7 protein-coding genes are annotated in these 6,235 nt (G+C 59.7%); 5 read left to right on the top strand and 2 right to left on the bottom strand.

Features of this window, described 5'->3' with window-relative positions; translation table 11 throughout:
• Positions 1-2: 2 nt before the first annotated feature.
• Positions 3-482: a GNAT family N-acetyltransferase gene (locus KGB03_RS19375; RefSeq protein WP_223528323.1), complete on the bottom strand. Its 480-nt coding sequence runs from the start codon at positions 480-482 to the stop codon at positions 3-5.
• A 411-nt stretch (positions 483-893) separates the two neighbouring features.
• Here KGB03_RS19375 and KGB03_RS19370 point away from each other — a divergent pair, with 411 nt between their 5' ends.
• The 4 genes from KGB03_RS19370 (at position 894) to KGB03_RS19355 (ending at position 4,422) form a co-directional block, all read left to right on the top strand.
• The gene (locus KGB03_RS19370) at positions 894-1,835 is read left to right on the top strand and encodes a fatty acid desaturase (protein ID WP_223528320.1); all 942 of its coding nucleotides are present in this window, start codon (positions 894-896) and stop codon (positions 1,833-1,835) included.
• Between the two features lie 105 nt (positions 1,836-1,940).
• Complete coding sequence (locus tag KGB03_RS19365; protein WP_223528316.1) at positions 1,941-2,732, top strand: phosphate/phosphite/phosphonate ABC transporter substrate-binding protein; 792 nt, start codon at positions 1,941-1,943, stop codon at positions 2,730-2,732.
• A 137-nt stretch (positions 2,733-2,869) separates the two neighbouring features.
• Entirely contained in the window at positions 2,870-3,412 is a 543-nt protein-coding gene (locus tag KGB03_RS19360) for a sigma-70 family RNA polymerase sigma factor (protein ID WP_218538801.1), read from the top strand.
• A complete protein-coding gene (locus KGB03_RS19355) occupies positions 3,409-4,422 on the top strand; it encodes an ABC transporter substrate-binding protein (RefSeq protein ID WP_223528313.1) in 1,014 nt (337 codons plus the stop codon). Before KGB03_RS19360 ends, KGB03_RS19355 begins: the two co-directional genes overlap by 4 nt.
• A 142-nt stretch (positions 4,423-4,564) precedes the next feature.
• Here the strand turns inward: KGB03_RS19355 and gstA are convergent, their stop codons facing one another.
• Positions 4,565-5,167, bottom strand: coding sequence for a glutathione transferase GstA (gene gstA, locus KGB03_RS19350; protein WP_223528310.1), 603 nt, complete (start codon positions 5,165-5,167; stop codon positions 4,565-4,567).
• Positions 5,168-5,266: 99 nt separating this feature from the next.
• Between gstA and KGB03_RS19345 the strand changes: the two genes are divergently transcribed.
• Positions 5,267-6,139, top strand: a complete 873-nt coding sequence (locus KGB03_RS19345; RefSeq protein ID WP_223528307.1) for a LysR family transcriptional regulator — start codon at positions 5,267-5,269, stop codon at positions 6,137-6,139.
• Positions 6,140-6,235: the final 96 nt, after the last annotated feature.

Raw genomic sequence — 6,235 nt, 5'->3', positions numbered from 1 at the left:
TGTCAGTCAATATTGATGTCGACTGACACGCCGCCTTCGCGAGCAAGCCCGCTCCCACAAGTCGAACTCTCCAACGGTTTTAGGCCCATGGCGATCATCGGTTTGCTGCGCGCATAACGGCTCAAGCGTTCGGCCATGGAGTAGGGCAGTGGCGGGTCGAAGGTAAAACCGCGACGTTCATAAAACCCGCGCAAGTCCGGATGACAAAACAGCCACACCGGGCCTTCAAGCTCCTTGAGCGCCTCGGCGATCAACGCTGCAGCGATGCCCTGTTCACGACAGGCCGGATCGACAAACAAACCCGTCAGCCAATGCCCGTCCGCCACCGGTCGCAAACACAGTGCGCCAATGATCTCCTCGCGCCTGGCCACCCAGAGTTGAGCGTCGCGGACGGCTTTCATCGACGATTGATGAGCGCGATAAAACTTGTTCATCAAGGGCCACAAAGGCTCGGCGAGCAAGGTGTACTGGGTGTTGGGCATGATCTTCGACTGTCGGTGCGCAAAGCGGGTGATTATAAAAGAACGCGCGCGTAGCGATAGGTGTATACCTGATCTCACATCCCGTATGAGTGGAGTAAGTATCATGGCCAAAGGCATGGATTCAAAAAAAGCGGCAAAGAAAAAACCGGCAAAAACCGCCGATGAAAAGCGCGCGGACAAGAAGGCCAAGAAGGTGGATGTGTTCGGTCATTGATCCCGCATTGATTGATCGTTCCCACGCTCTGCGTGGGAATGCGGCCCGTGACGCTCCGCGTCACTGGACGCAGAGCGTCCCTAGAGGCATTCCCTCGCAGAGCGCGGGAACGATCGTCATACGATCCTTGAAATAATCTGCAAGATTTTCCTGCGTCATTGCACAGAAGGGGACTGGTCCCCGATCTGAGCAACGCCATGCCCCATTATTTCGATACCGCCCACCGTGAAGAAATCGAAACCCTGCGCCAACGCCTGACCGCTCGCACCGAGTGGCCGACCTGGTTGCTGCTGATCGGCGTGTACGTCGGCTGGTTCAGCATCGTGCTTGCCAGTGGCTGGTTGGGCCTGTGGTGGAGCACTGTGCTGTTGATTCCATTGGTGGTGCTCTGGTTGTCGGTGCAGCACGAATTGCTTCACGGTCACCCCACCCGCTGGACATCGCTGAACAAGATCCTCGGCTACGCGCCGTTCGCCGTCTGGTATCCCTACACCCTGTATCGCGACAGCCATTTGCTGCATCACTGCGACGAAGACCTGACCCTTCCGGGGCACGATCCGGAAAGCCGTTACCTGAGCGCGGAGCAATGGCAGGGCAGTTCACTGTTTGAACAGCGTCTGCACTGGCTGAACAAAACCGTGCTCGGACGCTTCGCCCTCGGTGCACCGCTGGCCTTGCTGGCGCTGGCCAGGGAAGAACTGCAACGTCTAAAAGCAGGTGAGCGACAGGCCTGGCTGATGTGGTTGAGCCACGGCACGTTGACCCTGCTGATGTTGCTGTTTATCGCCCGTTACAGCGTGCTGCCGGTGTGGCATTACCTATTGCTGATCAGCGTGCCGGCGCTATCGATTGCGATGCTTCGCTCCTACTATGAACACCGTCCCCACGCCGAGCCCGAGCAAAGGACGGTCATCAATGAAGCGGCCTGGCCGTGGCGCTGGCTGTTCCTCAACCTCAATCTGCATTTGGTGCATCACGACTTGCCCGGTCTGCCCTGGTATGACTTGCCCCGCGCCTACCGCGCGCGTCGCGAGCAATGGCTGGCGCGTAGCGGCGGGTTTCTGGTGCAGGGTTATGGGCAGTTGTGGTGGGAGAATGGAGTGAAAGCCATCGATAGCCCGCAACATCCGTTTCACTGATTTCATGATCGACCCCCCCTGTGTGCGAGCCCTGTGGCGAGGGGATAAATCCCCTCGCCACAGGGCTCGCTCCCACAGTGAAAACTTGTCACCTGGAAGATTTCGATGACTGAACACCTCGCCGAATTACTGATGTACATCGCCCCCGAACCAATCCGCGAGGCCAACGAGCGCTGGCTGACGCGCATGCTCGAGCGACTGGGTGCCACCCGCCGCAACGCCGAGGGCCTTTCGCTGATGGACCTCTGGCTGTCCCCGCACCTTCTGCTGACCCAAACCTGCGGCTACCCGCTGATGACCGCGTTGCGCGGTCGGGTCCGGGTCGTTGGTCGTCCTCGCTATGAGCTGCCGGACGCTAACGGCGGCAATCATTGCAGCCTGTTGCTGAGTCGCGCCGATGATCCACGGCGCAGCCTGCCGGCCTTTCGCGACAGTCGTGGGGTGATCAATGGCGAAGACTCCAACAGCGGCATGAACCTGCTGCGTCATCGATTGGCGCCGCTGCATCAAGAGGGGCAGTTCTTCGCCAGTGTCGGTATCAGCGGCAGCCACCGCGAAAGCCTGCGCGGGTTGCGTGAAGGGACCGCGGACCTGGCGGCCATCGACAGCGTCACCTTCGACTATCTGGCGCGGTACGCCGAAGACGAAGTGGCCGGCCTGCGGGTCATTGCGCGAAGTGCGTTCAGTCCGACCTTGCCGTATATCACCGCCGCGACCGTCACCGATGAACAGGCCGAGGCGTTGCTGCAGGTGATGAACACGACGTTGCAGGAATTGCCCGAAGTCAGGGAAATCCTCGGTCTGCAAGAGGTATTGCCGGCCAGCGAAAGCGACTATCAGATTGTGCTCGACTATCAGCAAGAGGCTGAGGCGTTGGGGTATGGGCGATTGCGGTAGGCTGAGTTCTTTTGATGTTTAATTCCATAACGGAATATAAAAATGCTTTTTAAATATTATTAATGAATAAAGCTCCTTGCTAGGATCGCGTCACCGGATCACCGGACATTCAGCGACCCCTAACCCTTGGAGCCTCTATGTCCGGCACCGACCTTTCCCATCGCAACGACGTGGGCGGAGTGTTCCGCGCGCATTACCCCTGGCTGTGCGCACGGTTGCGACGGCATCTGGGCGCCAGTTCCAGCGTCGAAGACATTGCTGCCGAAACTTTTTTACAGCTGCTCGAATCGCCTGGGCTGACCCCGATCCGCGAGCCTCGTGCCTTACTCACCACCATTGCCCAGCGGTTGATCTATCAGCTCTGGCGCCGCCGTGAGCAGGAACGCCAACACCTCGATCAGTTGCGACACCTCGATCAGCAACAAGCGATTTCGCCCGAAGAACGGCTGCAATTGACCCAGGCCTTGCATGGCCTCGACCGTACGCTGGAGCGCTTGCCGGGCAAGGTTCGCGCAACGTTCCTGTTGTCGCGAATCGACGGTCTGACCTACCCGCAAATCGCCGCCGAACTGGGCATTTCCCAGCGCTCGGTCAGCGTTTACATGACTCGCACTCAAGCCCTGTGCGCCCGGCACAGCGCCAACCAATCCTTGAATTCCCTGACCCGGAGGTCCGCATGAGATCGATCAAAACCCTGCTCGGCAGTTCGCTGCTGGCCCTGAGCCTTGTGGCAACCCACGTTCCCGCTGCGGAGAAAACCGCGCCGATCCACTTCGGCGACATCACCTGGGAAAGCGGCAGCCTGATCACCGAAATCCTGCGATTGATTATCGAGAAAGGTTACGGCTACCCGACCGATACCTTGCCGGGCAGCACCGTCAGTCTCGAAGCGGCGTTGGCCAGGAACGATATTCAAGTGATCGGCGAAGAGTGGGCCGGGCGCAGTCCGGCGTGGGTCAAAGCCGCCTCGGAAGGCAAAGTGTTTGGCCTGGGCGACACGGTCAAAGGCGCCACCGAAGGCTGGTGGGTGCCGGAATACGTGATCAAGGGCGACCCCGAACGCGGCATCAAACCCCTGGCCCCGGAGCTGAAATCCGTGGCCGACCTGGCGCGCTACAAGGACGTGTTCCGCGACCCGGAAGACCCTAGCCGTGGACGCTTCCTCAATAGCCCGACCGGCTGGACCTCGGAGATCGTCAACAGTCAGAAACTCAAGGCCTATGACCTGACCGGCAGCTTCGTCAACTTCCGCACGGGTTCTGGCGCTGCGCTGGATGCCGAGGTGGCTTCGTCGATCCGTCGAGGCAAACCGGTGCTGTTCTACTACTGGTCGCCGACGCCGCTGTTGGGCCGTTTCAAACTGGTGAAGCTCGACGAGCCGGCCTTCGACGCCGACGCCTGGAAGACCCTGGCCGACGCCAACAACCCGAATCCAAAAGGCACGCGGTCGATGCCGGCAAGCCTGGCGATCGGCGTGTCCGCGCCGTTCAAGGCGCAGTACCCGGACCTGGTGGCGTTCTTCGAAAAGGTCGACCTGCCGATCGATCTGCTGAACCACACGCTCGGCCAGATGAGCGAAAAGCGCCTGCAACCGCGTCAGGTGGCCGAAGCGTTTTTGCGTGATCAGCCGCAGATCTGGAAGGGCTGGGTGCCGGGGGAGGTGGCGACCAAGGTGAGTGGGAGTTTGTAGTTTTTTCTGATGCTTCAACGGTGTTTGTCAGATAGCTTTCGCGAGCAAGCCCGCTCCCACAGGGGATCTCTGGTGTTCACAAAATCTGTGTTCACTGGAGATCCCCTGTGGGAGCGGGCTTGCTCGCGAAGGGTCTTGCGCCTTACTCCGACTCAGCGGCCAATGCAGTCTTCACGGCTGGCCGCTGATCAACCCGCGCCTGAAACCGCACCAACGCCGGCCACTGATTCAAATCAATCCCAAACACCGACGTCCAGCGCAACACCGTAAACAAATACGCGTCGGCAACGCTGAACCCGTCAGCCATCAAATAATCCTGGCGCTCCAGCGTCTGGCTCAACACAACAAAACGCTTGAACAGTTTCTCCTTGATCAGCGCTTTCACCTCATCCGGGAACTGCGAACTGAACAGCCAGCCCAGCCCGCCATGAATCTCTGTCGAAACGAAATTCAGCCATTCCTGCAACCGTACCCGCTCGAACGTTCCGCTCACGGGTACCAGGTTCGCTTCGGGTCGCAGTTCTGCCAGGTATTGCAGGATTGCCGGGCCTTCGGTCAGCACTTGGCCATCGTCCAGTTGCAATGCCGCGACGTAACCCTTGGGGTTGATGGAGAGGAAGTCCTCGCCGTTAGCGGTTCGCTTGGTGGTGTTGTCGACGCGGATCAATTCGAACGGCAGATCGAGTTCGCGCAGCACGATATGCGGCGCCAGCGAGCAGGCGTGGGGGGCGTAATACAACTTCATCGGCAGGGCTCTGGCTGGGGATTTGCGCCAGTGTCATAGTGCGCGGCACCCTCGGTAAAATTAATCTTTCAGAAAACCACCATAAGGAAAGCTACTGCCATGATGAATCTGATGCATTGGCGAATGGTGGTGGCAGTGGCTGACACGGGCAACATTACCCGGGCTGCCGAGCGGATCGGCATGACCCAGTCCGGTGCCAGCCAGGCCTTGGCGTTGATTGAAGAAACCCTGGGCGTTCAGTTGTTCAGTCGGGAGAATCGCCAGACCTTGCCGACGGCAATCGGCTTGTCTGTGATCGAACACGCGAGAACCATGCTCGATGCCCTGGAGAACATCCGCAGCAGCGTCGATGCCACCAAAGACATCCAGCGCGGGACGATTCGCCTGGCCAGTTTCCCCATGGTGTTGGCGACTTTCCTGCCGCCGTTGTTGCGTCAGTTCAATCGGCTTTATCCCGGTATTCAGGTGGTCGCGCTGGAGGTCAGCGACGATGAAGTGGAAACGCTGCTCGGTGCCGGGCTGGTGGATGTTGGCGTGGTGTTGAACCCGGCGCCTGAGCGCAATGCCGGTCGCCTGGGACGCGATGCCTGGATGGCGGTGGTGCCTGGCGGCCATCCCTTGGCTCGCCGTTCGAATGAAGAAGGCGTCTCCCTGGCGGAGTTGGTGGAGCAACCTTTTGTACTGGCCACGGGCGGTTGTTCGACCAACGCTCGCAGCCTGGCGGAGGATGCCGGACTGCAGCTGCGCGACGTTCGGGTCGAGGTCCGTGAATGGAGCAGTGCGTTCACCCTGGTGCGGGAAAACATCGGCGTGACGCTGGTGCCGGAGATGACACTGCCGAGCCAACTTCAGGGGCTGCGCGTGGTGCCGGTCAAACCGCGTATCGATCGCGAATTTGCCTTGGTGGCCGCTGCGAACAAGCCACCCTCGGCGGCGGTGCAGGCGTTGATGGGCATGCTCGCTGAGAAATGACGCATACCGATGCTGAACCGATTTTGTCCTCAATAGTGGCCGACTAGTGGCCTTGCGTACCGGCCTCGCCTGTCTATGCTGACTCGTAACTAACTA

This window comes from Pseudomonas sp. BF-B-26, assembly GCF_019956495.1.
Lineage (GTDB): Bacteria > Pseudomonadota > Gammaproteobacteria > Pseudomonadales > Pseudomonadaceae > Aquipseudomonas.
Note: the sequence above shows the minus strand (reverse complement) of the source record. Positions and strands in the feature narration are given on the sequence as shown.

Bases quoted from the DNA above. Each gene is read 5' to 3' on its own strand.
- KGB03_RS19355 (WP_223528313.1), top strand. From the start codon at position 3,409: ATGAGATCGATCAAAACCCTGCTCGGCAGTTCGCTGCTGGCCCTGAGC.
- KGB03_RS19345 (WP_223528307.1), top strand. From the start codon at position 5,267: ATGATGAATCTGATGCATTGGCGAATGGTGGTGGCAGTGGCTGACACG.
- KGB03_RS19365 (WP_223528316.1), top strand. From the start codon at position 1,941: ATGACTGAACACCTCGCCGAATTACTGATGTACATCGCCCCCGAACCA.
- KGB03_RS19375 (WP_223528323.1), bottom strand. From the start codon at position 482: ATGCCCAACACCCAGTACACCTTGCTCGCCGAGCCTTTGTGGCCCTTG.
- KGB03_RS19370 (WP_223528320.1), top strand. From the start codon at position 894: ATGCCCCATTATTTCGATACCGCCCACCGTGAAGAAATCGAAACCCTG.
- KGB03_RS19360 (WP_218538801.1), top strand. From the start codon at position 2,870: ATGTCCGGCACCGACCTTTCCCATCGCAACGACGTGGGCGGAGTGTTC.
- gstA (WP_223528310.1), bottom strand. From the start codon at position 5,167: ATGAAGTTGTATTACGCCCCCCACGCCTGCTCGCTGGCGCCGCATATC.